At 60.0% G+C, this 26,495-nt stretch carries 25 protein-coding genes, 1 tRNA gene and 1 pseudogene; 14 read left to right on the forward strand and 13 right to left on the reverse strand.

Features of this window, described 5'->3' with window-relative positions; all coding sequences use genetic code 11:
• Window positions 1-25 precede the first annotated feature (25 nt).
• Window positions 26-1,120, reverse strand: coding sequence for a carboxynorspermidine decarboxylase (locus tag ACN0WV_RS15635; RefSeq protein WP_417607053.1), 1,095 nt, complete (start codon window positions 1,118-1,120; stop codon window positions 26-28).
• Between the two features lie 406 nt (window positions 1,121-1,526).
• Between ACN0WV_RS15635 and ACN0WV_RS15640 the strand changes: the two genes are divergently transcribed.
• The 3 genes from ACN0WV_RS15640 to ACN0WV_RS15650 all read left to right on the forward strand — a co-directional run bounded on the left by ACN0WV_RS15640 (window position 1,527) and on the right by ACN0WV_RS15650 (window position 3,974).
• The gene (locus tag ACN0WV_RS15640) at window positions 1,527-2,588 is read left to right on the forward strand and encodes a D-alanyl-D-alanine carboxypeptidase family protein (protein WP_417607025.1); all 1,062 of its coding nucleotides are present in this window, start codon (window positions 1,527-1,529) and stop codon (window positions 2,586-2,588) included.
• Between the two features lie 286 nt (window positions 2,589-2,874).
• Complete coding sequence (locus tag ACN0WV_RS15645) at window positions 2,875-3,288, forward strand: MbcA/ParS/Xre antitoxin family protein (RefSeq protein ID WP_417607027.1); 414 nt, start codon at window positions 2,875-2,877, stop codon at window positions 3,286-3,288.
• Window positions 3,282-3,974 carry an RES family NAD+ phosphorylase gene (locus tag ACN0WV_RS15650; RefSeq protein ID WP_417607029.1) on the forward strand — a complete coding sequence of 231 codons (693 nt, stop codon included), beginning with the start codon at window positions 3,282-3,284 and terminating at the stop codon, window positions 3,972-3,974. Before ACN0WV_RS15645 ends, ACN0WV_RS15650 begins: the two co-directional genes overlap by 7 nt.
• Before the next feature lie 111 nt (window positions 3,975-4,085).
• Here ACN0WV_RS15650 and ACN0WV_RS15655 read toward each other — a convergent pair.
• From ACN0WV_RS15655 to ACN0WV_RS15670, 4 genes and pseudogenes are all read right to left on the reverse strand, one after another.
• Window positions 4,086-4,214 (reverse strand): annotated as a pseudogene (locus tag ACN0WV_RS15655) (integrase core domain-containing protein); the annotation flags it as partial.
• A 40-nt stretch (window positions 4,215-4,254) separates the two neighbouring features.
• Complete coding sequence (locus ACN0WV_RS15660) at window positions 4,255-4,974, reverse strand: TerC family protein (protein WP_084353218.1); 720 nt, start codon at window positions 4,972-4,974, stop codon at window positions 4,255-4,257.
• 126 nt (window positions 4,975-5,100) lie between these two features.
• Window positions 5,101-8,544 carry a pyruvate carboxylase gene (locus ACN0WV_RS15665; RefSeq protein WP_417607031.1) on the reverse strand — a complete coding sequence of 1,148 codons (3,444 nt, stop codon included), beginning with the start codon at window positions 8,542-8,544 and terminating at the stop codon, window positions 5,101-5,103.
• A 121-nt stretch (window positions 8,545-8,665) separates the two neighbouring features.
• A complete protein-coding gene (locus ACN0WV_RS15670) occupies window positions 8,666-9,796 on the reverse strand; it encodes an alpha-hydroxy acid oxidase (RefSeq protein ID WP_084353281.1) in 1,131 nt (376 codons plus the stop codon).
• A 145-nt stretch (window positions 9,797-9,941) separates the two neighbouring features.
• Between ACN0WV_RS15670 and ACN0WV_RS15675 the strand changes: the two genes are divergently transcribed.
• The 6 genes from ACN0WV_RS15675 (at window position 9,942) to bfr (ending at window position 14,124) form a co-directional block, all read left to right on the forward strand.
• Window positions 9,942-12,290, forward strand: coding sequence for an ATP-dependent helicase (locus ACN0WV_RS15675; protein ID WP_417607033.1), 2,349 nt, complete (start codon window positions 9,942-9,944; stop codon window positions 12,288-12,290).
• 292 nt (window positions 12,291-12,582) lie between these two features.
• Window positions 12,583-12,750, forward strand: a complete 168-nt coding sequence (locus ACN0WV_RS15680; RefSeq protein ID WP_417607034.1) for a hypothetical protein — start codon at window positions 12,583-12,585, stop codon at window positions 12,748-12,750.
• Window positions 12,747-12,914: a hemin uptake protein HemP gene (gene hemP, locus ACN0WV_RS15685; RefSeq protein ID WP_084353221.1), complete on the forward strand. Its 168-nt coding sequence runs from the start codon at window positions 12,747-12,749 to the stop codon at window positions 12,912-12,914. Before ACN0WV_RS15680 ends, hemP begins: the two co-directional genes overlap by 4 nt.
• On the forward strand, window positions 12,911-13,384 hold the full coding sequence (locus ACN0WV_RS15690; protein ID WP_417607035.1) for a hypothetical protein: 474 nt from the start codon (window positions 12,911-12,913) through the stop codon (window positions 13,382-13,384). The genes hemP and ACN0WV_RS15690 overlap by 4 nt, the downstream gene beginning before the upstream one ends.
• A 12-nt stretch (window positions 13,385-13,396) precedes the next feature.
• Window positions 13,397-13,672 (forward strand): (2Fe-2S)-binding protein, encoded by a 276-nt coding sequence (locus ACN0WV_RS15695; protein ID WP_417607037.1) that lies wholly within the window; start codon window positions 13,397-13,399, stop codon window positions 13,670-13,672.
• A complete protein-coding gene (bfr, locus tag ACN0WV_RS15700) occupies window positions 13,639-14,124 on the forward strand; it encodes a bacterioferritin (RefSeq protein ID WP_417607039.1) in 486 nt (161 codons plus the stop codon). The genes ACN0WV_RS15695 and bfr overlap by 34 nt, the downstream gene beginning before the upstream one ends.
• A gap of 173 nt (window positions 14,125-14,297) precedes the next feature.
• Here the strand turns inward: bfr and ACN0WV_RS15705 are convergent, their stop codons facing one another.
• From ACN0WV_RS15705 to ACN0WV_RS15715, 3 genes are all read right to left on the reverse strand, one after another.
• Window positions 14,298-15,668, reverse strand: coding sequence for an aspartate aminotransferase family protein (locus ACN0WV_RS15705; protein WP_417607040.1), 1,371 nt, complete (start codon window positions 15,666-15,668; stop codon window positions 14,298-14,300).
• A gap of 70 nt (window positions 15,669-15,738) precedes the next feature.
• On the reverse strand, window positions 15,739-17,214 hold the full coding sequence (locus tag ACN0WV_RS15710; RefSeq protein ID WP_417607042.1) for an NAD-dependent succinate-semialdehyde dehydrogenase: 1,476 nt from the start codon (window positions 17,212-17,214) through the stop codon (window positions 15,739-15,741).
• A gap of 126 nt (window positions 17,215-17,340) precedes the next feature.
• Window positions 17,341-17,826 carry an Lrp/AsnC family transcriptional regulator gene (locus ACN0WV_RS15715; protein WP_084353282.1) on the reverse strand — a complete coding sequence of 162 codons (486 nt, stop codon included), beginning with the start codon at window positions 17,824-17,826 and terminating at the stop codon, window positions 17,341-17,343.
• 283 nt (window positions 17,827-18,109) lie between these two features.
• Here ACN0WV_RS15715 and ACN0WV_RS15720 point away from each other — a divergent pair, with 283 nt between their 5' ends.
• On the forward strand, window positions 18,110-18,283 hold the full coding sequence (locus tag ACN0WV_RS15720; RefSeq protein ID WP_084353227.1) for a DUF1328 domain-containing protein: 174 nt from the start codon (window positions 18,110-18,112) through the stop codon (window positions 18,281-18,283).
• Window positions 18,284-18,356: 73 nt separating this feature from the next.
• On the opposite strand, the gene ACN0WV_RS15725 is transcribed toward ACN0WV_RS15720, so the two are convergent.
• Window positions 18,357-19,169 carry a response regulator gene (locus ACN0WV_RS15725; protein ID WP_417607044.1) on the reverse strand — a complete coding sequence of 271 codons (813 nt, stop codon included), beginning with the start codon at window positions 19,167-19,169 and terminating at the stop codon, window positions 18,357-18,359.
• 106 nt (window positions 19,170-19,275) lie between these two features.
• Between ACN0WV_RS15725 and ACN0WV_RS15730 the strand changes: the two genes are divergently transcribed.
• From ACN0WV_RS15730 to ACN0WV_RS15740, 3 genes are read left to right on the forward strand one after another with little or no spacing between them, the layout of a single operon-like run.
• Entirely contained in the window at window positions 19,276-19,422 is a 147-nt protein-coding gene (locus ACN0WV_RS15730) for a NepR family anti-sigma factor (RefSeq protein ID WP_116599386.1), read from the forward strand.
• Window positions 19,419-20,006: an RNA polymerase sigma factor gene (locus ACN0WV_RS15735; protein ID WP_084353229.1), complete on the forward strand. Its 588-nt coding sequence runs from the start codon at window positions 19,419-19,421 to the stop codon at window positions 20,004-20,006. The genes ACN0WV_RS15730 and ACN0WV_RS15735 overlap by 4 nt, the downstream gene beginning before the upstream one ends.
• Window positions 20,003-21,727, forward strand: a complete 1,725-nt coding sequence (locus ACN0WV_RS15740; RefSeq protein ID WP_417607047.1) for a histidine kinase dimerization/phosphoacceptor domain -containing protein — start codon at window positions 20,003-20,005, stop codon at window positions 21,725-21,727. The genes ACN0WV_RS15735 and ACN0WV_RS15740 overlap by 4 nt, the downstream gene beginning before the upstream one ends.
• An 84-nt stretch (window positions 21,728-21,811) precedes the next feature.
• On the opposite strand, the gene ACN0WV_RS15745 is transcribed toward ACN0WV_RS15740, so the two are convergent.
• From ACN0WV_RS15745 to ACN0WV_RS15755, 3 genes are all read right to left on the reverse strand, one after another.
• Window positions 21,812-22,870: an AI-2E family transporter gene (locus tag ACN0WV_RS15745; protein WP_084353231.1), complete on the reverse strand. Its 1,059-nt coding sequence runs from the start codon at window positions 22,868-22,870 to the stop codon at window positions 21,812-21,814.
• Window positions 22,871-22,885: 15 nt separating this feature from the next.
• The gene (locus ACN0WV_RS15750; protein WP_179141480.1) at window positions 22,886-23,311 is read right to left on the reverse strand and encodes a PRC-barrel domain-containing protein; all 426 of its coding nucleotides are present in this window, start codon (window positions 23,309-23,311) and stop codon (window positions 22,886-22,888) included.
• Between the two features lie 647 nt (window positions 23,312-23,958).
• Window positions 23,959-24,032 (reverse strand) — tRNA-Gly (locus tag ACN0WV_RS15755).
• 339 nt (window positions 24,033-24,371) lie between these two features.
• Between ACN0WV_RS15755 and ACN0WV_RS15760 the strand changes: the two genes are divergently transcribed.
• A complete protein-coding gene (locus ACN0WV_RS15760) occupies window positions 24,372-25,370 on the forward strand; it encodes a hypothetical protein (protein ID WP_143514583.1) in 999 nt (332 codons plus the stop codon).
• Between the two features lie 91 nt (window positions 25,371-25,461).
• On the opposite strand, the gene aroE is transcribed toward ACN0WV_RS15760, so the two are convergent.
• Window positions 25,462-26,280, reverse strand: a complete 819-nt coding sequence (gene aroE, locus ACN0WV_RS15765; protein ID WP_417607050.1) for a shikimate dehydrogenase — start codon at window positions 26,278-26,280, stop codon at window positions 25,462-25,464.
• Window positions 26,281-26,495 lie beyond the last annotated feature (215 nt).

Below are 26,495 nucleotides of genomic sequence, written 5' to 3' on the forward strand. Positions count from 1 at the left end.
TAATTTTAACGCCCATGCGCGAGAGTCACGACAAGGCCGCCGCAAAATCGCCATATGTGAAGTCGCGGACCAGCCGCTCTGTCCCGTCCATCTCGCGGATCGCTATGGCGGGCATTTTCACGCCATTGAACCAGTTTTTCTTGACCATTGTGTAACCACCCGCGTCTTGCATCGACAACCGGTCACCGGGTTTCAGCGGCGCAGGAAAGCGGAACTCGCCAAAAATATCGCCCGCAAGGCAGGATTTGCCGCAGATCATCCACTCCTCCGGCCCGTCATTCGGCGTGACCTTGGCGCTTTCGCGGTAGATCAACAGATCAAGCATATGTGCCTCGATCGAGCTGTCGACGATGGCAAGGTTCTTGCCGTTGAACAACGTGTCCAGCACAGTGACTTCCAGCGTGGTGGAATTGGTGATCGCGGCCTCGCCCGGCTCCAGATAGACCTGCACCTCGTTCTCGCCTGCGAAGCGCTTCAACCGTTCGGCCAGCTTGTCCAGCGGATAGCCTTCGCCGGTGAAATGGATGCCGCCGCCAAGGCTGATCCAGCCCATTCGACGGATCAACGTGCCAAAACGCGCCTCGATCATGTCAAGCATCTCGTCGAACCGGGCAAAGTCGCTGTTTTCGCAATTGTTGTGGAACATGAAGCCGCTGATAAGGTCCGCGACGGGTTCTATATCGGCCGGATCATGTTCACCCAGACGGCTGAACGGGCGCGCGGGATCGGCCAGATCAAAACCGGATGTGGACACGCCCGGATTGACGCGCAGCCCGCGAACATGATCGCGGCTGACCGTTTCGAACCGGCGCAGTTGTGCTGCGGTGTTGAAAATCACCTTGTCGGAATTGGCCAACACCTCATCGATCTCATGGTCGGCCCAAGCGACGGAATAGGCATGTGTCTCGCCCGGAAACTTTTCACGCCCCAGCTTTACCTCGAACAGCGAACTGGAGGTGGTGCCATCCATATACCCGCTCATCAGATCAAACACCGACCAGGTGGCGAAACATTTCAACGCCAGCAGTGCCTTGGTGCCTGATGCCTCGCGCAGAAACGCGATCTTTTCGAGGTTCGGCAGCAGCCGCGACTTGTCGATCAGATAATAGGGTGTGTGCAGCATGTCTTTCGCCTTCCGATACGCAGGCACGGAACTGGCGGTATAGGCGAATTGGACCGGTGGAACAAGCCACCGGAGCGCAAGGAAACCCTCGCCAGAGACGCAAGTGCATCTCCTCTGATGTGCCTTTTGACACAGCGTTGCGAGCGTAGATTGCATGTAGCGGACCGGCACTTTCGATCCTCTGCCATAGACGATCTACCAACTCCATCCGACACCGCGCCGGACAAGATTCACTGTCCATAAACCCTGACGCCTTAAGACCGTCGCAGGAAGGGTGCGGTACAGATCGGTCATCGCCCGAACCATTTGAGGACGAAACATGCGCGGTGCCAACCGATATTCAAGGCGTTTATGTCTCTGCTTCGGAATGGCATTAAAACGGCTCGCCCCGTTGCTTTTCCTGTTGTTCCCCTTCGCCGTCGGTGCCGCCCCCCAAGCCGCGTTGGTCATGGACACCCGCAACGGTCAGGTTTACCTGGCCGAGGATGCTGACAAGCAACTGCATCCCGCATCTCTGACCAAGATGATGACGCTCTACATCGCGTTTCAGGCGGCGGGTGCGGGCGAGGTTGATCTTGACGCGCAAGTCACCGTATCGGCCAAAGCCGCAGCAGTGACGGGGTCGTCATTGCATCTGCAAACAGGCGAAAGGATCAGTCTGCGCGACCTTGTAATCGCCACCGCCATCAAATCCGCCAATGATGCGGCCACCGCGCTGGCAGAGGCAATTTCGGGCAATACCGAAGATTTCGTCGCCCGGATGAACACCACGGCCGCGCGGATCGGCATGACCCGGACGCATTTCCGCAACCCCCACGGGCTGACGGCTGACGGCCACCTGTCGACCGCTCGGGACATGTCGCTGCTGGCGCGCCAATTATTCTTCGACCATCCGGCATATTTCGACCTGTTCAGCAAGGTTCACGCATCGGCAGGTGGACGCAAGATCGCGCATACCAACCGGCGGTTTCTGGGTGCCTATTCCGGCGCTGACGGGATCAAGACCGGCTACACGCGCGCCGCCGGATACAACCTGACCGCCTCGGCGCAGCGTGGACAGAAACGTCTGATCGTGACCGTATTCGGCGCGAGGTCCTCCGCTGACAGAACCGCTCGCGTCGCGGCATTGATGAACAAGGGATTTCGTGCTGCCCTGGCTCAGGTCGAATGGGTTCCCCCTGCCCCATCACGACCGAAACTGCCTGGCCACCCGGCAGCTGCCGCTCTTCTTGTCAGCACGCATATGGGGATCAAGCCCGTGCGAGGCCCGCAAGTTGATGGCACACCACATCCCAAAGCCAGTCGGTTCGGGTCGGTCCTCGACCAGCCCCAGACAGCGCGCTTGACGCATCCCTCGGGCAATATGGGATTGCTCAGACCCGACAGCGAGACAACAGACGCGCCGCTCCCCGCCCTGCGTGCGGCCAGCCTTGGCGGTGTCAGTCTTGGAGCCATGCTGCGATAGCTGGGTGTTCCGTCCCGGCACTTGGTGGACTGAATTGACGGTGAGTTGAATGGGTTCTGACGTCCGGATCCTACAGATGTATTCATAGGGCGTGATGCCCTGAATGTGTTGCGCCTTCAGACGAAATTGAGAACCGCCATGACGTCGGCGAGGTGCATTCGCACCTGATCGTGGTTGTCGGAATGGAAAATGCGACCGTGGCGCTGACGCGCGCAGCGACCTCATCGCACTCCACCACTTGCCAAATGGCATTTATTACGTATATATATGCCATAGGAGATTTACCATGCAGTTTGCCACGATCGAACCCACCGCGTCGCGCCCTGACCTTCCCGCCATCACGGACGAGGAGGCCGCAGCCCTCGCGCGCACCACCGTCAACCTGTTTCGCGCCTGGCAGCTCAGCGATATCGAGGCCCGCACGCTGCTGGGCGACATGGCCCAGCGCACCTGGGCCCGCTGGAAGGACGGGAGCATCGGCCGGATCGACCGCGACCTGCGAGCGCGCATGGCGATCCTGATGGGGATTCACAAGGGCCTGCGCTATCTCTTTACCGATCCTGCGCGCGGCTATGACTGGATCAGAAAACCGAACGCGGCCTTCAACGACCAAAGCGCGCTCGACATCATGATGCGCGGCGAGATCACCGACCTGATCGACCTGCGCAGCTATCTGGACGCAGAGCGCGGGGCATGGTGACAGCGCCGGCACGCCGCGTGGTCTGGCCGCGCAGCGTCCGGATCATCCGCTCGATCTATCCGCCGATTGACCTGTTCGAGGACATTGCCGACCCTGCCGATTGGGAGGCGTTGGCCTCGGCCGAAGCCAAGTTCAACCCGCGCATCCGCGACAGCATCGGCGATCTCGCGAAGGTCCCGGTGGGCCGGCGCGTCACAGGAACCGGCGCAAGCTGGGTCATGGCCCCCTTTGTTCACTGCTCGCCTTTGCGGCCGGGGCGGTTCAGCGATGGGACGTTCGGCCTGTATTACGCGGGCGACAGCACCGAGGTAGCCATCGCGGAAACAATCTACCACCACACGAAAACCATGCTGGCCACGGAGGAAGCCCCAGGCTGGACATCGCAGTTCCGCGAATTGATCGGGTCGGTGGACGCCGAGATGGACGATGTGTCGGGCTTCGGTGACCTGCTGGACCCTGACGATTACGGACCCTCTCAGGTGTTCGGTGCCGAACGGCGCGCGGCAGGCTCGAACGGCATAACCTGGCCCAGCGTCCGGTTTGCGGGCGGCACCTGCATCGCCGCATTCTGGCCCGATGTCGTTCCGATCCCCGCACAGGGGGCGCATTTTGCCTACCACTGGAATGGCAGCGCGGTAGATTACGTCAAGAAGCTGGATACCGGAGATATGATGCGGGTTCGATGACCGCTCGTCGGGCGCAGTCAGCCGAACCGCGCAACCGCCGGAATTGCCCTTCGCGAATTCTCCCGCGACTATCCCATGAATTTCGCTGATAAACAGATTTGACCAATGCCTCACGATCTTTCGGGCTTGGGCGAGGTTGGCGAAGATATGTTCATTCAGACACGCATCTCGCTGCCGGCCATTGACGCTTTCCACGACTGCGTTTTGCATTGGCTCGCCGGGGGCGCGATGCAGTGCCAGCCGACACCAGTCCCGCCTTGACCTCGGGCGGCACTCTACATCACGACCGCGCTGCGCGCCTGCGTTTGGCGCGGATCAGGTTCAACCCCTCGACCCCACCCGCAAACACCATCGCCGCGTAGATGAAGCCTCGCTCGACATGCACACCGAATCCATCGGCCATAAGCGCCATGCCGACCATCACCAGAAAGGCCAGCGCCAGCATCTTGGTGGATGGATGCGCCTCGACAAACCGGGAGATCGGCTCGGCCGCCACCATCATCACGAGAATCGCGATCACCACGGCCGCGATCATCACCTCCAGATGATTTGCGATCCCCACGGCGGTAATGACTGAATCGAGCGAAAACACCACGTCAAGCACCATGATCTGCACCAGAACAGAGGCAAAGCTGGCGGCAACCACATTGGCTTCGTGCTTCACGCCTTCGACCTCGTCGAAAATCTCGGTCGAGGCTTTCCAGATCAGAAAAAGGCCACCGGCCAGCAGGATCATGTCACGCCAGCTGAACGGATGCCCGAACACCTCGAAGAGCGGATCCTTGAGCGAAACGATCCACGCGATTGAAAACAGCAGCGCCACACGCAGAACCAGCGCACCAGAAAGCCCGATCAGCCGGGCGGATCGGCGCTGTTCTTCCGGCAGTTTTGCTGCGGCAATCGAGATGAAGATGACGTTGTCCACGCCAAGCACGATCTCAAGCACCGTCAGCGTCAGGAAGGACGCCCAGACGGCGGGATCAGATAGCAGATGCATCATTGTATTACGTCCCGGAACAGTTTCTGCTGCACAAGCATCACACCGACCGATGGGTCAGGCATTGCTCAACACGCGTAAACTTGTGTCGCCGCCCCGGTTCGGCAAGGTTCCGGGGCGACGAATTTCCTAGGCTTCGTATTCGACCAGCAGATCCTTGGCATCAATCTGGGCCCCGGGCTGGACATGCACGGCCGCGACCACCGCGTCACGCTCTGCATGGATGCCGGTTTCCATCTTCATCGCCTCGATTGTCAGCAGCAGGTCGCCATGTTTCACGGGACGTCCAGCCTGCGCCGCAACAGAGGCGACGACACCGGGCATCGGGGCACCGACATGGTTGGCATTGCCCAGTTCCGCCTTGGACCGTGCAGCGGTGCTGGCCTTGGATTTGCGGTCCGGCACGCGGATCACGCGGGGTTGGCCGTTCAGTTCGAAGAACACCCTGACTTCGCCGTTCTCGTCGGTCTCGCCCAGCGTCTGAAGGCGGATCTCCATAGTCTTGCCGGGATCAATCTCGGCCGATATTTCCTCGCCCGGTTCCATCCCGTAAAAGAACGTCCTCGTCGGCAATGACCGCACCGGACCATAGGTCTGGTGGCGCGCCATGTAGTCCAGAAACACCTTGGGATACATGAGATAGCCGTTCAGATCCTCGTCATCCACCTCTGCCCCGTCGAGAAGATCCGAAAGCTCCTTGCGCTTGGCGTCCAGATCAACGGGCACAAGATGCTTGCCCGGACGTTCTGTGTTGGGCTTTTCGCCTTTCAGGATCTTCTTGAGGATACCGTCCGGGAAACCGCCCGGAGGCTGACCAAGGTTGCCGCGCATCATGTCGATGACGGAATCCGGGAAGGCCACATCGGTCTTGGGGTCCTCGACTTCGGCGCGGGTCAGGTTCTGGCTGACCATCATCAACGCCATGTCGCCCACAACTTTCGAGGACGGCGTGACCTTCACGATATCGCCGAACATCCGGTTCACATCGGCATAGGTCTGGGCGACCTCGTGCCAGCGTTCCTCCAGCCCCAGGCTGCGAGCCTGCGCCTTGAGGTTGGTGAACTGGCCGCCGGGCATCTCGTGCAAATAGACCTCGGATGCGGGGGCTTGCAGGCTGGATTCAAACGCCGCGTATTTGCCGCGCACGGCCTCCCAGTAGTTCGAGATTTCGCGCACCGCGCCAATGTCCAGCCCGGTGTCGCGCTCGGTCCAGCGCAAGGCCTCGATCACAGAACCGAGCGTCGGCTGGCTGGTATTGCCAGACAGCGCGTCCATTGCCGCGTCCACCGCATCAACCCCGGCCTGCGCCGCAGCCATCACAGTGGCGATTGCGGCACCGCTGGTGTCATGCGTGTGGAAATGGATCGGCAGGCCCACCTCTTCCTTGAGCGCGGTGATCAGCGGCCCGGCGGCGGCGGGCTTCAACAGCCCTGCCATATCCTTCAGCCCCAGCACATGCGCGCCTGCGGCTTTCAGCTCCTTGCCCATGGCGACATAGTATTTCAGGTCATACTTGGCGCGATCCGGATCGTTGATGTCGCCGGTATAGCAGATCGTGCCTTCGCACACCTTGTTGCTGTCCAGAACCGCATCCATCGCGACGCGCATGTTCTCGACCCAGTTCAGGCTGTCGAAGACGCGGAACACATCCACGCCGGTCTCGGCTGCCTGTTTGACAAAGCTCTGCACCACGTTGTCGGGGTAGTTGGTATAACCGACGCCGTTTGACGCACGCAGCAGCATTTGTGTCATCAGGTTGGGCATACGCGTGCGCAGATCGCGCAAACGCTGCCACGGGCATTCCTGCAAGAAGCGGTATGCCACGTCGAATGTGGCACCGCCCCAGCATTCGACGCTGAACAATTGCGGCAGGTTGGCCGCATAGGCAGGCGCTACATTGATCATGTCGATCGAGCGCATCCGCGTGGCAAGCAGGGACTGGTGCCCGTCGCGCATGGTAGTGTCGGTGATCAGCACCTGCTTCTGGGCCGCCATCCAGTCGGCCACGGCCTGCGGGCCTTTTTCTTCCAGCAGGTTGCGGGTGCCCGGCGCAGGCTCACCACGCACTTGTGGAGCACGCGCCGGCTTGAGATCCGAGGCAGGCAGCACACGGCCCGCTGTCTCGGGATGGCCGTTCACCGAGATGTCGGCGATATAGGTCAGCACCTTGGTGCCCCGGTCCCGCCGCTTGGAGAACTCGAACAGCTCGGGCGTCTCGTCGATGAACTTGGTATGATACTGGTTGTTCAGAAATGTGGGATGCTTCAGCAGGTTTTCGACAAAGGCGATATTGGTGCTGACGCCCCGGATACGAAATTCACGCAAGGCACGGTCCATGCGCGAGATCGCCTTTTCCGGCGTCTGTGCCCAGGTCGTCACCTTTTCCAGCAGGCTGTCGTAAAACCGCGTGATGACCGCACCGGAATAGGCGGTGCCGCCATCCAGCCGCACGCCGTTACCGGTGGCGACGCGGTAGGCTACGATCCGTCCATAATCGGGGATGAAATTGTTCTGCGGATCCTCGGTGGTGATCCGGGTTTGCAGCGCATGACCATTGAGCCGAATGTCATACTGACTGGCCTTGCCCGTCGCCTCGGCAAGCGATTTGCCCTCGGCAATCAGGACCTGCGCCTGGACGATGTCGATTCCGGTGACTTCCTCGGTCACGGTGTGTTCGACCTGCACGCGCGGGTTCACCTCGATGAAGTAGAACTTGCCGGTCTCCATATCCATCAGGAATTCGACCGTCCCCGCACATTCGTAATTCACATGCGCGCAGATCTTGCGGCCAAGCTCGCAGATCTCTTCTCGCTGTGCCTCGGACAGGTAGGGCGCGGGTGCCCGTTCAACGACTTTCTGGTTGCGGCGCTGGACCGAACAATCACGTTCATACAGGTGGTAGATATTGCCGTGGCTATCGCCCAGGATCTGCACCTCGACATGCCGGGCGCGGATGATCATCTTTTCCAGATAGCCTTCGCCATTGCCGAACGCGGCCTCTGCCTCGCGGCGGCCTTCCAGCACCTTTTCCTTCAGCTCGTCAGGGCCGTTGATAGGCCGCATACCGCGACCACCCCCACCCCAGCTGGCCTTGAGCATCAGCGGATAGCCGATCGCTTCGGCCTCTTTCGCAATGGCGTCGAAATCGTCGCCCAGAACCTCGGTCGCGGGGATGACCGGGACCCCGGCATCTATTGCCACCTTGCGGGCGCTGGCCTTGTCGCCCAGAGCGCGCATGGTTTTCGCCTTGGGCCCGATGAAGGTGATGCCGTTCTCGGTGCAGGCATCCACAAAATCCGGGTTCTCCGACAGCAACCCATAACCGGGATGGATCGCGTCAGCGCCGCATTCCTTCGCCACGCGAATGATCTCGTCAATGCTGAGATAGGCGGCTACCGGCCCCATCCCCGCGCCGATACGATAAGCCTCGTCGGCCTTGAACCGGTGAAGCCCCAGCTTGTCCTCTTCGGCGTAGATCGCCACCGTGCGTTTGCCCATCTCGTTCGCGGCGCGCATGATGCGGATCGCAATTTCTCCGCGATTGGCAATGAGGATCTTGTTGAAGTCTGTCATCGTGGCGTTGTCCTGTACTTAAAGTCCATTCGGCATGTCATTTTAATCGCTTACAGTAGCGGCAGATTACAAAGATGCGAATAGTTTTTCGCACATGCAGCATTGCATGGTTCTGGTCACGCTAACGTAAGCAATTTGAAAGGTCCGCGAGGTTTTTTGCCCCGATTTGCCCCATATTGGCGGCCATATCGCGGGTCAGCATGTCAATCAGATGCGGCGGCCCGTCATCGCCCAATGCCGCAAGCGCGAAATGCCAGGCGCTGGCCATCATCACGAAATCGGCCCCCAGCGCCACGGCGCGCAGGATGTCCAGACCGCCCTCGATGCCGCTGTCGAAGATCAAAGGCAGATCGGTCGCGGCGCGGATTTCCGGCAGAACCTCGATGCTGGCCGGTGCGGCGTCAAACTGGCGCCCGGCATGGTTGGACACCCAAAGCGCGTCGACGCCCGCAGCCTCCAATCGCTCGGCGTCGTCGGCACGCATCACGCCCTTGACGACAAACGGCCCGTCCCAGCCATCGCGCAGCCAGCGCAGATAGTCCCATCCCGGCGACGTCCGCAGAAGATAGCCTGCATGTTCCGTGCTGCTGAGGCCGGTCACCTTGGCGGCGTAATCATCAATCAGGCGCATCCTCGGCATGCCCTGCTGCAAGGTCCCCAAGGCCCAAGCCGGGCAGCGCGCCACCTGTGCCAGCACCCGCGGCGTCAGGCGTGGTGGTGAGGTCAGACCAGAACGCAACTGCCGTTCGCGGCGGCTTGCCACGGGCACATCCACCGTCAGCACCAGCACCGAGAATCCCGCGTCTTTGGCGCGGCGCAGCATGTCGGTACGCACGGCCTCGTCCCGTGGTGGATACATCTGAAACCAGCCATTGCCGTCGATATGCGGGGTCAGATCCTCTGGAGTGCGGGTGGCGACGGTCGACAGGCTGTAGGGCAAACCCGCGCGCGTTGCCGCTGCCGCCAGTCTGCGCTCGGCATCCGGCCAAAGCAGCCCGGACATGCCCACCGGGCTGACACCGAAAGGCAAGGGATAGCTTTGGCCAAACAGCGTCGTGGACAGGTCGGGCGTGAATTCGCCATGAAGAATCGAGGGCATGAAAAGGACATCATCCAGCTTGGCCCGGTTGCGTGCCCTCGTGGCCTCGGTTCCGGTAGCGCTGGCCAGATATTCCCATGCGAAATGCGGCACACGCCGCTGCGCGCGGTCCTTCAGGTCGGCGATTGCCGGAAAGCGAGCGTGAAGATCCATGCCGCTTATGTGCGACGGAAGCCGCGTCTTGTCCAGCAGATCGCGGGTCGGCAGAACGCTAAAGTCGGAAATTTCTCCGAAAAGCGGCACGAACATAGCAGGAACGAGCCTTCCCTTCCGTCATATCCTCGACTAGGTTCGGCGCATGAGCAGTTTCGACGAAATGGACGCCTTTGAAGGCGCATCACTTTCCGCACGCGCCATGGCTGCGCGGCCCACCCCCTATCTGGACGGGCTGAACCCCGCGCAGCGCGCTGCGGTCGAGGCGTTGGACGGCCCCGTTCTGATGCTGGCAGGGGCCGGCACCGGCAAGACCAAGGCGCTGACCGCCCGGATCGTGCATCTGCTCAACACCGGACGCGCCCGCCCGAACGAGATCCTCGCCGTGACCTTCACCAACAAGGCCGCGCGCGAGATGAAGAACCGCGTCGGCGGCATGTTGGGGCAGACGATCGAGGGCATGCCATGGCTCGGCACGTTTCATTCGGTCTGCGTCAAGCTGCTGCGCCGCCATGCCGAACTGGCCGGGCTGAAATCCAACTTCACCATTCTGGATACGGACGATCAGATCCGGCTGTTGAAACAACTGATCCGTGCCGCAAACATAGATGACAAGCGCTGGCCCGCGCGACAGTTGGCTGGCATCATTGACGGTTGGAAGAACCGCGCCCTGACGCCATCCAAGGTGCCTGCTGCGGATGCCGGGGCATATAATCAGCGCGGCGCGGAACTGTACGCCCAATATCAGGCGCGGCTGCGAGAGTTGAACGCGGTCGATTTCGGCGACTTGCTTTTGCATGTCGTGACGATCTTTCAGGCGCATCCCGATGTGCTGGAACAGTATCAACGCTGGTTCAAATACATCCTCGTGGACGAGTACCAGGATACCAACGTCGCGCAGTATATGTGGTTGCGGCTGCTGGCAGCCTCGCATAAGAACATCTGCTGCGTGGGCGATGACGATCAGTCGATCTATGGCTGGCGCGGGGCCGAGGTGGGCAATATCCTGCGCTTTGAAAAGGATTTTCCCGGCGCGCATGTGGTGCGGCTGGAACAGAATTACCGCTCTACCCCGCATATCCTTGCCGCCGCATCCGGTGTGATCGACGGCAACACCGGACGGCTGGGCAAGACGCTGTGGACAGAGGCACAGGACGGCGAAAAGGTCCGCCTGATCGGCCATTGGGACGGCGAGGAAGAGGCCCGCTGGATCGGTGAGGAAATCGAGGCGATGCAGAAAGGCACGCGCGGGATGCGCAGCGTGTCGCTGGACGAGATGGCGATTCTGGTCCGCGCCTCACACCAGATGCGGGCGTTCGAGGACCGTTTCCTGACCATCGGCCTGCCCTACCGCGTGATCGGCGGCCCGCGTTTTTACGAACGGTTGGAAATCCGCGATGCGATGGCCTATTTCCGCTGTGTGGTCAGCCCCGATGACGACCTGGCGTTTGAACGCATCGTCAACACGCCCAAGCGCGGGCTGGGCGACAAAGCGCAACAGGTGATCCAGACCACGGCCCGCACCAACGGCGTGTCCCTGATCGACGGAGCCGCGCTGGCCATTGAGCAAGGTTTACTGAAGGGCAAGGGGGCCAGGGAACTTGGCAAGCTGGTCGTGGATCTGGCGCGCTGGGGCCGGATGGCGGGCGACGACGATCTGACCCATATGGAACTGGCCGAGATCATCCTCGACGAATCCGGCTATACCGGCATGTGGCAGAATGACAAAACGCCCGAGGCACCGGGACGGCTGGAAAACCTCAAGGAACTGGTGAAGGCGCTGGAGAATTTCGAAAACCTGCAAGGGTTCCTCGAACATGTCAGTCTGATCATGGACAACGAGACAGACGACGGCGGTGCCAAGGTCAGCATCATGACGCTGCATGCCGCCAAGGGGTTGGAATTCCCTGCGGTGTTTCTGCCCGGTTGGGAGGATGGGCTGTTTCCCTCGCAACGATCCATGGATGAAAGCGGCGTGAAGGGGCTGGAGGAAGAACGGCGACTGGCTTACGTCGGCATCACCCGTGCCGAAGAAATCTGCACCATTTCCTTTGCCGCGAATCGCCGTGTCTTCGGCCAGTGGCAATCGGCCCTGCCGTCGCGCTTCATCGACGAATTGCCCGAAGAGCATGTCGATGTGCTGACCCCGCCGGGCCTTTACGGTGGCGGCTACGGTGCGGCGGGCATGGGCGGATCATCGGGCATCGAACAGCGCGCGGCCGATGCCAATGTCTACAACTCGCCGGGCTGGCGACGCTTGCAGGAACGCTCTGCCCAGCGACCTGTCAGCCAGCCGCGCGAGACCCGAAATACCGTGATCGACCTGCAAGCCGTCTCAAGTTTTGAGACCGGAGAGCGCGTGTTTCACCAGAAATTCGGCTATGGCAGCATCATCGGGATCGAAGGTGACAAGCTGGAAATCGCGTTCGAGAAGGCCGGGACCAAGAAGGTCGTGGCCAGCTATATCTCAGCCGCGGACGACATTCCTTTTTGACCTGATCCTGCGGGGCTGGATTGCAGAACCCATGCGTCCGTCTAGCAGGATAGCAGCACGGAGCGTCCACCTTGTTTGGTTGCACGCATGTTCGGCCATTTTGATCTGTCTTACCGATCTCATCAACAGTCAGCGCAGATCCGTCAGACCCGTGGCGAAGACTGACAAAGAAATTTAATACACGACAGAAAGAGTCGGATTGACATATCTGACTAAATAAGTCACCTAATGGGTGTCCAGCCACCCCACCTGCATCCGGGGAAGCCCGACCACATCATGTGGAGGTATCCCAATGCAGAAATCCTACGACGAACCCACCTATGAACACGTTCAAAGCACCGAACCCCCCGCCTGCCGGTCAGAGCTATGGAGCCTGGCCGAAATCAACAGGGTGCCGGGCGGGGTCAGCATTGAATGGCTGCTCGACCATTTCACGGACCGGGTGGAGGCCGTGAGATGACCGCCCAAATCCCGAACAGAACGCCAAGTGCGGCGGTCCCTGCCCTGCCCCGCTATGAAGCGACGGATCTGACCTGTGGCGGCGATCTCGCGGAAATCGTCCTTGGCGACCAGATCTACCGTCTTCGCATCACGAAGGCCGGCAAGTTGATCCTGACCAAATGACCCAGACAGCACATAATCGCGGCGGCGCGCCCGTCGGCTACCTCACGGAACTTGGCCCGGTCGAGGCCGGTGCCGTCCTTTATCTGCGGCTCTGGTGCGACGGTGCCGAGGCGCAGCAGCAGGTCTGGAACGACTTCTCGACAAGTCTGGGCGCACAGCATGGCCGTTCGGCGCTGCGCAACCTGGAGGATCTGTGCCAGCTTTGCGCGGATCACGGCCGCCGTCCGCTGATGCGGCACCATGTTACCTGCAAATGTCTTGGCGCGGACGAGGCATGTTTTGCCAATTTTGTCGGTGCCGCCACTGACGGTGCCCGCGAAGACGCGATGTTGATGGCAACCTTGCTGGTTCGACCGGACGTCGCCCCCTCTATCGTCGAACTTGCCCAATCACTTGGCCTCGCGCTGCGCAGGATGGCGCGTCATGTTCCTACAACCACTCATCGCCAACCTGCCGAAACCTTGCACTGAAAGGGGTGCCGCATGATCATCTGCCATTGTCAGAACATCACCCACCAAGACATTGATGCAGCCATTGACTGGATGCGCGCGGCGGATGAGACTACACTGATCACTCCGGGTAAGGTCTATCGCGCATTGGGCAAATCCCCTGATTGCGGCGGCTGCATGTCGCTGTTTCTTGGCACGATGCGCAAGAACGATAATCTGGAAGTCCCCATGAACCTCCGCCGCCTGCGCGCCGGAGAAACACAGGAAAACCAAGCATGCAAGGCGACACCAAAGTCATCCAACATCTGAACGACGCTCTTCGGGCCGAACTGACGGCGGTCAGCCAATACTGGCTGCATTACCGTCTGCAAGAGGACTGGGGGCTGGGTCACATGGCCAAGAAAAGCCGCGAGGAAAGCATCGAGGAAATGCACCACGCAGATAAATTGATTGCCCGCATCCTGTTTCTGGGTGGTCATCCGAATCTGCAAAAGCTGGATCCGCTGCGCATCGGCGAGACCGCCAGGGAAACGCTGGAATGCGATCTGGCGGCAGAGCTTGACTCCGTCGCGATGTACAAGGAAGCCCGCAAATATTGCGAGTCAGTCGGTGATTTTGTCTCCAAGAATATTTTCGAGGAACTTCTGACCGACGAAGAAGGCCATGTCGATTTCCTGGAAACACAGCTCGATCTGATGACCAAGATCGGCGAAGAGAAATACGCGCAACTCAACGCCTCGACAATGGATGAGGCCGAGTAACGCGGGAGCTTTCACAAGGCAGCAAGCAATCGGGGCAGGTCAATCGACCTGCCCCGAAACGCTTTGGAAACCGCCTGAATGAGTGATGCTGTCCGGTTTTGTTCGCGGCATCGAACGGCACCAATCTTCGTTCCCGACGATGGAAACCAAAACCGGTGCCGCCCCCTGTACAGTTAACCGAGCACCTGCGCCACGGCCTCGGCCGTCTTGGACGCGATCTCGTCCGCCTGATCTTCAGTCAGGCAGAACGGCGGTGCCAGCCCCAGAATGTCGCCCTGCGGCATCGCGCGACCAATCACGCCGCGTTCCAGAAGGGCTGCAGCGATGCTCGGCCCGACCTTGGCGGATGGGTCGAAAAATTCGCGCGTTTCACGGTCCTTGACGAATTCCACGGCGCATAGCATGCCTTCGCCCCGGACGTCACCAACATGGGCATGTTCGCCCACTGCCTCGGCCATGACCTTGTTGAGATACGCGCCCACCGTACCGGCATTCTCGATCAGGTTCTGCTCGTCCAGCAGCTTCAGGTTGGCCACGCCCGCAGCCGCACCAATCGGATGCGCGGAATAGGTCCAGCCATGCCCGATGGGGCCGTTTTCATCCGTGCCCTGCTCCAGCACCTTCCACATCTTGTCAGAGACAATAGAACCCGACAGCGGCGCATAGGCCGAGGTCAGCCCTTTGGCGATGGTGATAAGATCCGGCGTCATCCCGTAATGCGTGGACCCGAACATGCTGCCCAGACGGCCAAAGCCGGTGACGACCTCATCCGCGACCAGCAGGATGTCGTGGCGGTTCAGCACTTCCTGAATGGCCTCCCAATAGCCAGCGGGCGGCGGAACGATGCCACCTGTGCCCAACACCGGCTCGCCGATGAAGGCGGCGATGGTGTCGGGGCCTTCGGCCTGGATCAGCTCTTCCAGCTCTGACGCGCAATGGGCCGAGAATGCCTCCTCGGTCATCTCCTGCTTGGGACGGCGGAAGTAATAGGGCGCTTCGGTATGGATCACCTGCGCCATCGGCAGATCGAATTTCTTGTGGAACAGTTCCAGCCCGGTCAGCGAGCCTGTGACCAGCCCGGACCCGTGATAGCCGCGCCACCGGCTGATGATCTTCTTCTTCTCGGGACGACCCAAGATATTGTTGTAATACCAGATCAGCTTGACGTTGGTTTCGTTCGCATCCGATCCTGACAGCCCGAAATAGACCTTGGACATATGATCGGGCGCGCGATCAAGGATCATCTTGGACAGGGTGATCGACGCCTCGGTGCCGTGACCGACATAGGCATGATAATAGGCCAGCTCGCGCGCCTGATCGGCAATCGCCTCGGCGATCTTTTGTTGCCCGTAGCCCACGTTCACGCAGTACAGCCCGGCAAACGCATCCAACAGGCGCGTGCCCTCGCGGTCGGTGATATGACAGCCCTCGCCGCCGGTGATGACGCGATGCGGCGCGTTGCCCCGCGCGAATTCGGCAAGATGTGTCGAGGGGTGGAAAAAGTTGTCCCGGTCCCAGGCTTCGAGTTGATCATTCTTCAGCATTGTCAGTTCCTTTGCGTAATTTCGTAGCGTCGGCGTTCAAATCCCTGACCAGGTCCGGACGCCGCAAAAGTCATGCCCAGTCACGACAGACGTATTTGATTTCCATGAACTGTTCCATGCCCCGACGCGCCCCTTCGCGACCAAGGCCCGACTGCTTCACCCCGCCAAAGGGGATCGGCGCGCCCGTCACCTTGGTGCGATTTACGGCGACCATGCCGAATTGCAGCGCCCGGCTAACCCGGTAGATTCGGCGCGGATCATGGCTGTGGACATAGGCGACAAGACCGTATTCGCCCGCGTTGGCACGGGCCACAACCTCGGCTTCGGTATCGAAGGGCGTCAGGGGCGCCACCGGGCCGAAGGTTTCCTCGGACATGATGGCAGCATCGTCCGGCACATCCGTCAGCACCGTCGGTTCATAAAACAGTGGACCGAGCGCATGGCGTTTGCCGCCTGCGACCAGCTTCGCGCCCTTGGCCAGCGCATCCGCGACATGCGCCTCTTGCTTGGCGATGGCGGCTTCGTTCATCAGCGGCCCAAGGTCACAATCCTGAGCGCCCGGCCCGATGGTCAGCGCCTTGACGGCTTCGGTAAACCGGGCGCTGAACTCTGCATAGATGGCGCGTTCCACATAGATGCGGTTGGCGCCAAGGCAGTCCTGCCCGGTGGTCGCGAATTTCGCCTTGATCGTCTCGGCCACGGCTTTATCGAGATCCGCGCCCTTGAAGACGATCACCGGCGCGTGGCCGCCCAGCTCCATGACCAGCCGTTTGATCGTGTCAGCAGAGGCGCGGTACAGCAGCCGCCCCACCTCTGTCGAGCCGGTGAAGGACAGCGCCCGCACGCGGCTGTCATCCGTCCAGGGCGGCACCACGGTCGAGGCGCGCCCGGTGACGACGTTGAACACGCCCGCAGGCAGGCCCGCGCGTTCCGCCAGTTCCGCCAGTGCCAGCGCGGAAAACGGCGTCTCGTGGCTGGGATGGGCGACCACGGTGCAGCCTGCCGCCAGCGCGGCCGCGGCCTTGCGGGTCAGCATTGCGGCCGGAAAATTCCACGGCGTGATCAGCGCCACGACACCGACAGGTTCCAGCCACAGTTCCACCTCTGCATCGGGCAGATGGCTGGTGACGCCTTCGATATTCGGGCGCTTGGCCTCTTCGGCGTAGAATTCCACGAAGGACGCGGCATAGTCGATCTCGCCGCGCGCTTCGGACAGCGGTTTGCCCTGTTCGGCCACCATCAGCCGGGCCAGATCTTCGCGATGCTCAATCATCAGATCGAACCAGCGGCGCAGAATGGCGGACCGTTCCTGAGGCAGCCGACCCGCCCAACCATCAAATGCGGCTTGTGCGGCATCCACGGCCCCAGCGCTTTCGGTGGCGGACAGGCTGGCAACCTCGCCGATCACCCGGCCCGTCGCGGGGTCTGTCACATCGACAACATCACCGGATGCCGCAGCGCACCATTTGCCGTCAACATAGGCAAAGCTGCGTTGCAGTCGGGGATCTTCAAGCGCGAGAGCGTCAGGCAATTTCACGTCATACATGGCAACACCTCCGGGATTGTTGCCCGTAGTATCGCCCTCGCCGTCCAGCGGTTGAGGCTGAAATCACCTGACTCGAAAGAAAATTCGACTATATGAAGCGGTCAAGGCAGACGATTCCTCTGCCGCTTACTCGTCTATCCCTGCAAGCAGCGCCAGAGGCGGGGGATTTGGCCCCTTCACCGGTTTGGTCACGATATAGGTGAAATAGCGCGCCAGGCCGATGCGGGCCTCCAGCATGCTGTCAATCAGGCGTTGATAGGCGTCAATATCGCGGGTGACGACCTGCATCAGATAATCAAAACCGCCGCCCAAGGCCCAGCAGGCCGTGACCTCGTCATACCGGTGCAGCGCATCCTCGAACACGCGGAAGGTGGCGGCAGTGTGATCGGCAAGTTCCACGGCGACAAAGACGAACACATGCGGGCCAAGCTTGCGCAGATTGACCTGCGCGCCGTAGCCGTCGATCAGGCCTGCCCGCTCCAGCTTGCGCAGACGTTCCCAGCAAGGCGTGGGCGACAATCCCACGGCCTCGGCAAGGGCGGCCTTGGTGATGCGCCCGTCCCGGCTGAGCACCGTCAGGATTTGCAGATCGCGCGCGTCGAGCCGCTGCATCATGTAACCAAAGGAGAAATCTGGAGGATCACTTTCTGGACGTCCTTAGGAAACATGCGCCTGCACTGCGCTTTGTTCCTAGCACGGACGCGCGTGCGTCCGCAAACCTCATACATCATGGCTCGGGACGGCCCCCGAACCTGACTTTGCACAACGCATTTAAGGACATTTTGTTCCAATCAGATCGCCAAAAATACTCTGGAACCGCTCCGCCGATCTCGGCGTTTTCCTCTCACAACGCGTCAGAACGACGCGACGAAAACACACTGAAAGGAGGCCCCCTATGCTTGGTTGGGCACTGACATTTCTTGTAGTTGCACTGATCGCCGCGTTGTTCGGCTTTGGTGGCATCGCCGGCGCGTCTGCCGGTATCGCACAGATCCTGTTCTTCATCTTCGTGGTGCTGTTCGTCATTGCGATGATCGTACGCGCTTTCAAAGGACGACCGCCGGTCTGACCGCACGGCTTGGATCACATGAAAAGGGCGGTCGATGTGACCGCCCTTTCGCGTTTAGCCGTTGCGTAATAGTTCAGGCATTCAATGTTTCTGTCGACGCAAAGAACATTGCCTGACTGATCGCGGATTGCACCTGTTCTTCCGAGTAAGGCTTGGTGATGACGAATGCAGGCTCCGGTCGCTCGCCGGTCAAAAGGCGCTCGGGGAAGGCGGTGATGAAAACCACCGGGATCTCTCCTGCTGCGGCCAGAATGTCATTCACCGCGTCAATCCCCGAAGACCCATCAGCAAGCTGGATATCCGACAGGATAAGATCAGGGCGCTCTTTCTGAGCCAGCGATACAGCACCGTCGCGGGTCCGCCCGACACCAGTGATGGCATGCCCCATATCCGCAATGATGCTTTGCAGGTCGAGCGCGATCACGGCCTCGTCTTCGATCACAAGAATACGACCAGACAAGCTGGTTTCCATCTCGCGGCGCGCGATCGTCAGCAACTCTTCGGCCTCTTCAGCCGAAATCTGCATGATCGACCCGATGTCGCGATGCGAGAAGCTCTCGATCGTGTAGAGCAACAAAACCTCGCGGGTGTTCGGCGTCAGATCGGCCATATGCGCCTGAGCGCGGCGCCCAATCGCTGTCTCGTCCTCTGCGACGGGCGCGCCCGCGCTGGTCCAGATGACGTGAAAGGCCCGAAACAGCGCAACCTTGGGGTCAAGCTCGGCATCAAAGATCGTCCGATCCTCCAGCAAAGCCTCCAACGTGGCGAGCGCGTAGTTGTCCCCCGTGGTCTGGCTACCCGTCAATGCGCGGGCGTAACGCCGCAAGTAAGGCAACAGGCTGCCAACTGTTTCCGCGAAATCCGCAGCGGAGCGACCATCCGTCATTTTTTCGTACCTCTTGTGTTTTTCTTGGAACCTAACGTTCCTCTGTGGCGTTCGGTTCCCGTGTTGTGCAATTTTTTGGCTAATAGAAGTGGTGCAGGGGAACAGGATGGCTCTACCAAACCGAAAGTCTGGCTTAGAAGAACAGATAGAGGAAAACCTTCGCAAGGTTTACCAGAAAACTGTCGAAGAGGATGTGCCGGACAGGTTCAAGGCGTTGCTGGAAAAGCTTAAGGCACAGGAAGCCAATAAATGAGCGACTTAGAAGCCTCGGAAGAGCATTCCGACCCGCGCGATGAGATCGTGCAGCACCTCCCGTCGATGCGGGCCTTTGCGTTGAGTCTGACGCGAAACGGCTCTGCCGCGGATGATCTGGTGCAGGACACGGTTGTCAAGGCGTGGAACAAGATCGACCATTTCGAACCCGGTACCAATATGCGCGCCTGGCTGTTCACCATCCTGCGCAACACCTTCTATTCGGACCGTCGCAAAAGCCGCCGCGAAGTCGCGGATGTCGATGGGTCCTTTGCCGAAACCCTGTCCGAGAAGCCGCATCACGACGGACGTCTCGCGATGCGCGATTTCGAAGAAGCCTTTGCCAAGCTTGCAGACGAACAGCGCGAAGCGCTGATCCTCGTGGGCGCATCAGGTTTTTCCTATGAAGATGCTGCCGAAACCTGTGGCGTCGCCATCGGCACCATCAAGAGCCGCGTCAACCGCGGACGGTCCAGATTGGCCGAATTGCTGGATTTGCACAGCGATGACAGCATGGAAATGACCGACAAAGCGACGATGGCGGTCGTCAATGGCATGATTCCGCCGGGCAGATTTTCGGCGTGATACGCAGACTTCGCGGCGCGAGCGATGGCCTCGCCTTCAGGTTTGGTGTCATGCTGGCCGCCGCGTTGTTGCCGCTTGGTCTGATATCGGTTTCGCAAACCGCTGTGGTGGTTGAGAAGTCCCGCCGCAATGCCGAAGCCAACCTGCTTGCGATGACGGCCGCTGCGGCCGGCGGTGAAGAAGGCCTGCTGCGCAACGCCTTTGGTGCCGCGCAGGCAATCTCCAGCTTTGTTCCGTTGATTCGTGATGACCCTGCGCTATGCACTTCGGTCCTGAAGAACTATCTGGACACATCCAGCACCTACAGTTTTGCGGGCTTCATCAATTCGGACGGCATTGTCGAATGTTCTTCTTCGCCGCAGCAACTGAACCTGTCCGGCAACAAACTGTACTTGACGATGAAGGAAGATCCCCGCCCACGCGTCACCATGTCAGCGTCAGGCTCTGTCAGCGGTGTGCCGGTGATCGTCGTGTCGATACCCATCATCAACAATGGTGAATTTATCGGACATGTTTCGGTGTCTCTGCCCCACGGCCACCTGCATTCTCGCGACAACGACGTGAAGAAAGACAGCCCGCTGGACCTGGTGCTGTTCAACGACACCGGCGAAATCCTGTCGGCCAGTGGCGGCATGAACGGGGTAGAGGTACGTTTGCCCGCAGGACGGCCCCTGCAGAAATTCATTGGCAAGCCACAGCAAAGCTTTACCGGCATCACCCGGATGGCTGAAGAACGTGTCTTTGCCGTCGTGCCGGTTGTGCCTGGATTGATATACGCGCTTGGCAGTTGGCCATCGAAGGTGAACTCGATCACCGCCGGGGCGATCCGCTTGGCAATTCCGCTGCTCTTCCCGGTGCTGATGTGGCTGGCAAGCCTTGCCGTCGCCTATGTGGCGGTCGAACGGCTGGTGATCGGTCCCACTCGAAACCTGCGCGCACGGATGCTGATGTTCATGCGGTCCCGCGCGATTCAGGCACCACGGCAGGACATGATCACCCCTAAAGAGCTGCGTGAAATCGATGAAACCTGGCACCGGCTGGCCGTCAGCGTTTTGCGCGACGAAGCCGAGTTGGAAGACATGATCCATGACAAGACGGTGTTGTTGAAAGAAGTCCACCACCGGGTCAAAAACAATCTCCAGCTTATCGCTTCGATCCTCAACATGAAGATCCGCAAATCCACCAATGACGACGCGCGCGTCGCATTGCGCGATGTACAGGGTCGCGTGATGAGCCTCGCGACCGTTCACCGCAACCTATATGAAACCTCGCTTCAGGGCCGGGTTCAGGCCGACGAGCTGGTGAAGGCCATCGTTGACCGCGTGGTTTCGGCGGGCAGTTTGCCGGAAAGCCGGATCAAGATCCGTCAAAGCGCGGACCGCGTGATCCTCTATCCCGATCAGGCCGTGCCTCTTAGCCTCGCCGTTTCCGAGGCTGCAAGCAATGCGTTGAAATATATTGGCAAGCCCGCAAATGGTGGTCAGCCGTGGCTGGAAGTCACCCTGCGCGAAACCGAGGATGCCAACGCGGTGCTGCGCGTCGCGAATTCGCTTGGCGAACGTGTCACCGAAGCAAGTGCGTCAGCCGATAGCGGGGGGTTGGGATCGCAATTGATCGCGGCGTTCGTGGCGCAGCTTGAAGGAACGATGGACGTCACAGAGGACACCGAAATGTTCGTTCTGGAAATCAATTTTCCCATGGCCGAGTTCAAGGAAAAGTAACGCAATACCGTTCTGATGCAAGTTTACGCCGCTGGCGCATGATGTTCGATCTCATGTGCCAGCGACTTGATATGCAGGGCCGTTTCAGATTGCAGGCGTACCTGTCGCCGCCTCTTCCTCTGCCAGCGTCGCCAGCCCATCATAGACCGCAATGAACCACACCAGGAGCGGGATCGCGACGATACCCCCCAGCGGCCCCCAAAGCCAGAGAAACAGGCACAGCGACAGGAATACCAAGAGCGGATTCACATTCATTTGCCGGCCGACCAGCGTCGGCGTCACAAATTGTGCCTCGATCAGGTTTAGCCCCACATAGGCAGCGGCCGGCACAAATGCCATACCTCCGGTAAAGACCGCTGGACCTGCGATGAGCGCAGCCGTGGCAACAAGGGCCGGCCCAAGGTAGACGACAAAGTTCAACAGGCCTGCAACCGCACCCCAGATAATGTAACCCGGCATTCCGATCAGCTTGAACACAAGCGCGACGCAGACCGCATAGCATACATTGATGATCGTTATGGTCAGCGAGTAGCGGGCAACCAGCCGGTCGGCCTCGTAGAACTTCAGCGCGGCGGCCTTGGAATTGACGGTCGAAAGCTTGCCCAACCAGCGATAGACATCACTGCGACACAGCAACAGGAAATACAACGCCCCGAGGAAAATCATCACCTGGCCTAACAGCGCAGGTGCCAGAAACATCAGTTCAGTCAGACTGGGAAACGATTTGCTTGCTTCATCGACGGCATCGCCACCGGCTTCACCTGTTGAATTGGATCCCAAGGCACCTGTGACCTCGCGCGACACATCGTCAATGTCACGCAGCAGCCCGCGCAGGCTCCATACCATTTCGCGCATCCCACCGCGTATGCTCGGCCATTTTTCATACAACCCGTTTGCGACGGGTTCCAGCAACACGGCCAGCACGACGATCACCAGGACGCATAAAAACAGTGTCATTAGGCTCGACGCTGTTGCGGGCAATCCGGTGCGCTGCCAGAAATCGGAAATCGGCGTCAGTACGATGGCGAACACAAACGCCAGCGTAAAAGGTGCAAAGACGGGTTTGGCAAAATACAACGCGGCAATGACTGCCACCGCAGCGAGGATTGTCAGCTGCCAATGCTGGCGTATGTTGGAATGCATCCGCGGGGCTCGCCCTTAACCTTCGAACCGCGGCAAGCGGTCCAGTTCGGCGTTGCTGACCAGAAGTTGCACGGCCGGATCACGCGTTTCACCATCCAATCCTCGCATCGCCAGTTGATCAAGGCCAAGATCGACGCGATGCGCGCCCAGTCCCAGAAAACCGCCAATCTCGACGATTGCACCGGTTACGCGACCATCCGGCCCGACGCGCACTTCCGCTACGGTGCCAACCGTATCGGATTGTTCGTCAAAAACCGGAAGCCCGTGCAACACATCGAAATCCACGACCGCAGGGCTGGGCAGGTCAGTCGCAGCGTGGATCGCGGTGGGCGTTGACATTTCGGTGTCGGCCCAAAGCCCCGCGACAGCGGTGGCACCAGTCAAGACGACACCTGCCATGATTGCAGCGCTTGCGCTGAGGGTCAAAAACTTGCGGGGCATGGACTGTCCTCCTTTACGACCGATTCTCGGCCTGTGCTGCGCAATCAACGCCCGCTGAACGCCATTTGTTCCGCTTGCCGTGCAAGCATGGGCCATCATGTGAGGTCCGACTACCGGGTATTGAGGTATTGAGAAAAATTGACACGCCCACCGGATCCGCACCCGATGGGCGTGTCGATAGCAGAGATGCGCCAGTAAACAGGTGCTCTCTTCTCTGCCCTGCGCCACCGGGGGGAGGGTCCCGAAGGCGCGCATTCAGCTCCCGGTCAGGTCGCGGCAAATCTGAGGGAGGAAGATTGCCGCGACCTGACTACCTGCCGTAAATTGGACAAGCAGTTTAGTGCCTGAAAATCCAACCTTCCGAGATTTGATTGGTTCCACACGGATTGAAAGAAATTTACAGTCAGGCTGAACGCCGATGAGAATTGCCAGGTTTTCGCACGATATACAAAGGTCTGACACCCCAGATTGCCCAGGCCCAACGCCCTGCATTGACCTGCACGATCGCCGAGAAGCTGCATCACCGTCGCGCGCCGCGAGCATGTTTTCACATCCATCTCGCGCGGCCATCGGTCCAATGCAACAAGCGAAAACCACCCACAGCCACAAGCGGCATTGTCACGGACGTCTATAATATCTGAAAGGCTTGGAGCGGGCGACGGGAATCGAACCCGTATCATCAGCTTGGAAGGCTGAGGTCTTACCATTACACAACGCCCGCTCGACGACTCTTCACTTATTTCAGCCTTGTTCCGGCGTCAAGCGCTGGCAGCCGTTTCGTTGAAACGCTCCGGTTTTTTGCCGGGCGTTTCGGGGCAGCCAAACAGCAAATGATCAGCTTCGGCTCCCCCGAAGAAGCACCAGGTGTACCGCAACCGCACCCAGCCGACAGCGCGCAACTTCACGAATGCCACGCCGCCGGGCGGTTTTGAACGGGGCAAAATCCAACGCATGCCGACATAGCCAAGCCTTATGCGCAACTGACAGATTTCATGTTAGACTGCGCAGCAGGACCTTACATCAACCTGAGGCATCGGTCGTGACCATCCGCAAAGTGGACTTGCGTTATTTTACAATCGCACTGGTTCCGATCAGCATTTTCTGGATGCACGGTGTAATTTCCGACCATATTTTCGCCACCGATCTGGCGGTTCCAAGCGCCATTTTGCAAGAAGGTCGGCATTGGCTGGAAGCGGCGGGCCGGTTCAGGTTCATTGCGGCAACATGGTTTTTTGGCGCTCTGGCCCTGCTTGCCGTTGCGCTGGTGATCCGGGACATCGCGGGACCGATCTCGCGCGCCACCCGGATCGCGGCAATCGGCACGTTGCTGTTCATTCTTTATCTGGCGATGACACCCACAATCGAGCAGAACGCATCCCCCGATGCGCCACACGTCTATCACCGGCTGGGCGCAGACCTGTTCGAATCCGCTTTGTCCCGCGGCAACCTGCCCGGCTGTTCGGGACCTCAGGATATGTGGTTGCTGGGGCGTTGCGGTGAGATTCCCGTCATATCCCTGCTCAACCGCGTGCTGGATATCATCAACGGGCTGGCGGGGCTTGGCGTGGGCGCGCTGATCGTCGGCATGATCCTGTGTCTGGAACGCGGCGGCGGCAACACGCGCGAGGAAGAGGCGGCGCAACTTGCGCAGAATCTGGTCAGGATGCGGCGACAGCTTTACCTGTCCAGCCTGATCCTGACCTTCGGCATGTTCTTCGCGACAAGCTGGATGTACTGGCCGCTGCCTCTGGTCATGGAGGCAGAGCGGAACGCTTACGGGACCGTCGTTCTGGCCTCCGCGCTGTTCACCGGCACATATTTTTGCCTGCTGATCCTCAGTTTCTATCTGCCGGTCGCGCTTGTTCTGGATGGGCGCATCAACAGACTCGCCCAAAGTGCCGCCCAAGTTTCAGATGAGGGCGAGCGCACCGATGTCGACGATTGGATGGAGGCACGCGGCCTGAAATTCAGCACCAGTGACCACCTGCGCGCTGGCTTTGCCGTCACCGCACCGATCCTTGCTGCATTTGCGGGCGGGATTTCCCCGATAGCCCTATAGGCGCGGTGTTGTCTATGCGGATTAAGGTGTCGGATTGTCCGGCGGTCAACAGCCAGACCATTCACCGACCAGCCGGTAGACTGCTGATAACTCACACCAGCGGCACCGTCAGATCCCGTATCAACGCGGCTGTGTCGGGACGTTGTTCTCGCCACCAGGCATAGGCCTCGGCCGCCTGTTCAACCAGCATCCCGACGCCATCCGCCAGGACCGGCACACCCATCCCTCGGGCCTGTCGCAAGAATCCTGTCAGCCCCTTTGCATAGACCAGATCATAGGCCAGCCCTGTCCCCTCGAACACTGCATCCGCGACCTGTGGGCGCGTATCGAACAGGCTGGCTGAGGTGGCATTCAGCACGATGTCATGCCCCGCACCCAAACTGTCATAGCCTGTCGCGCGGATCTCGCCGAAGCGAGTCAACTCATCGGCAATCGCCTGCGCCTTGGCGACGGTCCGGTTGGCCACAACCACCTGCGCCGCCCCGGCCCTGAGGATCGGCAGCGCCGCGCCGCGTGTCGCCCCGCCCGCGCCAAGGAAAAGCACACGCTTGCCCGAGACCGCTTGGCCCAGATTTTCCGCAATATCGCGCAGCAACCCGACCCCGTCGAAATTTTCGGCAATAATGCGTCCATTCTCGAATTTCAGACAGTTGGAAGCACCTGTCAGAGCTGCGCCTTCGCAACGTTCATCCGCCGCCGCAAAAGCATCGGTCTTGAACGGGACGGTGATGTTGATGCCCCGGCCTCCTTCGGAGATGAACTGATCCAGCCGGCTGCGAAACCCGTCTTGCGGTGCCTCAATCGCCTCGTAGGACATGTCGTCATCAAATTGCGCGGCAAAGCTGCGATGAATGAATGGCGATTTCGAATGCCCGATGGGGTTGCCGAAAACGGCGTAGCGGTCCGTCACGTCCTGTTCTTCCTTATCGCCTGAGCACTTTTGCCGGTCCCTGCCTCACAGACGCCGCGATGTAAACGTCGCACGGTCAGCTTTGATGATGTGACCACCCCCCGACGGCATCAATGTGCCAAGGTGGGTCTACGATGATCCACAAAGGAGGACGGTCATGTCGGAGATTATCACGGTCGGGCTCGACCTGGCGAAGAATGTGTTCCAAGCGCACG

The organism is Primorskyibacter flagellatus (genome assembly GCF_048268605.1).
GTDB lineage: Bacteria > Pseudomonadota > Alphaproteobacteria > Rhodobacterales > Rhodobacteraceae > Primorskyibacter > Primorskyibacter flagellatus.